The organism is Campylobacter coli LMG 9860 (assembly GCF_000254135.1).
Classification (GTDB): Bacteria; Campylobacterota; Campylobacteria; order Campylobacterales; family Campylobacteraceae; genus Campylobacter_D; species Campylobacter_D coli.
The window spans coordinates 1-2165 of the sequence record NZ_AINS01000072.1 but is presented as its reverse complement, the minus strand read 5'-3'; the positions used below and the strand labels follow the sequence as shown (position 1 = coordinate 2165).

Here is a 2165-nt window from a genome sequence, read left to right as displayed (position 1 = left end):
AATCTCGCTAACCGCACCATTTGTACTTCTTTTAGCTTTTTTCAATTTTTTTTACTTCTTTTTAATCATCTATAAAATAGGCTTTTCGTAGATATCTAATTGCTTTAGATTATTTTTAATTTATTTTAATTTATTATACTTGCAGATATTTTTTATTGACTTTGTTATTGACCTAGCTAAAATTTGCTATTGACTTTATTGACCTAAAGGAATAAAAGTGCTAAACGATACCAAAATAAAAGCCTTAAAAGCTAAAGACAAAAAATACTATATTGCTGATTTTGACAACCTACTTCTTTGTATTTATCCGAGCGGTAAGAAAACTTTTATATTTAATTATAAATGTCCTAAAACTTTAAGATACAAAAGAATAACTCTAGGGGAATACCCTACCCTCAATCTTGCTAACGCTAGAAAACAAAGAGATAATCTAAAAGTAAATTTAGCTGAAAATGACAGTATAAGAGAAAAGTATGAAATAACATTTAAAGAATTAGCGTTGGAAAAAATGGATCTTAAAAAACTTGAATTAAGCGAAAAAACCTACAAAAGCTATATGAGTTATTTACAAAGATTTGCTTTTGGAATTTATGGAGAAATTATATTAGATAAATTGCAAATCAAGGATATTTTAAAAAGTTTTGAAAAATTTAGAAAAGAAAATATAAGAGAAGGTGCCGATAAGTTCTTTACTCTTTTAAATGAAATTTTTAGACATGGTGTTATAAAAGAATATATTAAAAGTAACCCCATGGCAAATCTAAATAGAAAAGAATTGCTTATAAATAAAGCGAGTAAAAATCATGCCACCTTGTTGGAAACTAAAGAAATTAAAGCATTAGTAGATAATATAATTGATTACAAGGGATATATTAGTGTAAAAATTGCAGCAATGTTTTCTTTATTAACTGCACAAAGAAGCTTTAGTATAAGAAGTGCAAAATGGGAAGATATTGATTTGGAAAATGGTATTTGGTATATACCGCAAGAAGATATGAAGATGAAAAGAGCACATACTATACCTTTAAATTCTCAATGTGTATATATGCTTAAAAAATACAAAGAGATGAGTATTAATACGGGCTATTTATTTTATAGTTTAAGAAGTAAAAGTGAAATTATAAGCGATAACACAATTAGATCCATGTTTAGAAGAATGGGCTACTCTAATGATGATTTTACACCGCATGGCTTTCGTGCTATGTTTAGCACCCTAGCCCATGAAAATAGAAATAAACACCAAATGAGTAGCGATATTATAGAATTGTGTTTAGCGCATGTAGAAAAAAATAAGATTAAATCTGCATATAATCATGCTTTAAATTTGAAGGAAAAAGCTATCCTTATGCAGTGGTGGGGAGATTATCTTGATGAGATTGCTGATCTAAATCAACAAGTCCGAAATATTTTTTTATAAAATTTTCAATATCTTGTTTAGGATACAATCCCGAACAATTTCTATGTTGTTTAAACTCTCTAAATTTGCCTTGTTTGGCGTATTTGTGAACTATAGGCTCTTTTACTTTTAAAAGATTTGCAACTTCTTTTCTTGTGTAGTAATCTCCGATATCTAATCTAATCATTTTCAACTCCCAATCTTTTGTCTATAATTTCAAAAATAGTATCCTTGTAATAACCCCAAAGCCATTTTTGCTCCTCATCTTCTAAATCATCGATATGGGTTGTTTTCCATTCTCGTATGGTTTTAATCTGGCATCCTAAACTAAGATGTGTTTTTGAAAAATTCATAACATAGGTATCAATTGCTACTGTAAAGATATTTTTCATATCTCCTATGCAATCTCTAAAATCTACATTTTCAAAGATGCAGTTTTCAAATTCTGTATCTAGTAAATTGCAACCATATAATCTTACCCCACTAAAATCGCAATCTATAAAAGATGCATTCTTACTTGAAATATTGCTTAAATTAGTATTTTTAAAACTAGCTCCATTTATAAACACATTATCAAAATCTAAGCCACTTAGATTTACATTTTCCAAATTTGCATCATTTAAAGAAATACCTTCTAAAATGCAATACTCAACTAATTCTTTTTCACTTTTTCTATCATCTTCTATAATGATAGTTTCATCAAGTCTTTTTAAAATTCCCATCTCATCTCCTTAATATTTTTCTCCATTTTTCTTCGTATTCTTCATAA

3 protein-coding genes are annotated in these 2165 nt (G+C 27.8%); 1 reads left to right on the top strand and 2 read right to left on the bottom strand.

Annotation, left to right across the window (positions count from 1 at the left end; genetic code table 11):
- Positions 1-217: 217 nt before the first annotated feature.
- Positions 218-1417, top strand: coding sequence for a tyrosine-type recombinase/integrase (locus tag CCO88_RS08580; protein ID WP_002783946.1), 1200 nt, complete (start codon positions 218-220; stop codon positions 1415-1417).
- Here the strand turns inward: CCO88_RS08580 and CCO88_RS08575 are convergent.
- On the bottom strand, positions 1344-1583 hold the full coding sequence (locus CCO88_RS08575) for a helix-turn-helix domain-containing protein (RefSeq protein ID WP_002782521.1): 240 nt from the start codon (positions 1581-1583) through the stop codon (positions 1344-1346). The two genes, CCO88_RS08580 and CCO88_RS08575, sit on opposite strands and share 74 nt — an antisense overlap.
- On the bottom strand, positions 1576-2118 hold the full coding sequence (locus CCO88_RS08570) for a pentapeptide repeat-containing protein (RefSeq protein ID WP_002840164.1): 543 nt from the start codon (positions 2116-2118) through the stop codon (positions 1576-1578). The genes CCO88_RS08575 and CCO88_RS08570 overlap by 8 nt, the downstream gene beginning before the upstream one ends.
- Between the last annotated feature and the right edge of the window lie 47 nt (positions 2119-2165).

Excerpts from the sequence above, each read along its gene's own strand:
- CCO88_RS08570 (WP_002840164.1), bottom strand. The coding sequence starts at position 2,118 with ATGGGAATTTTAAAAAGACTTGATGAAACTATCATTATAGAAGATGAT.
- CCO88_RS08575 (WP_002782521.1), bottom strand. The coding sequence starts at position 1,583 with ATGATTAGATTAGATATCGGAGATTACTACACAAGAAAAGAAGTTGCA.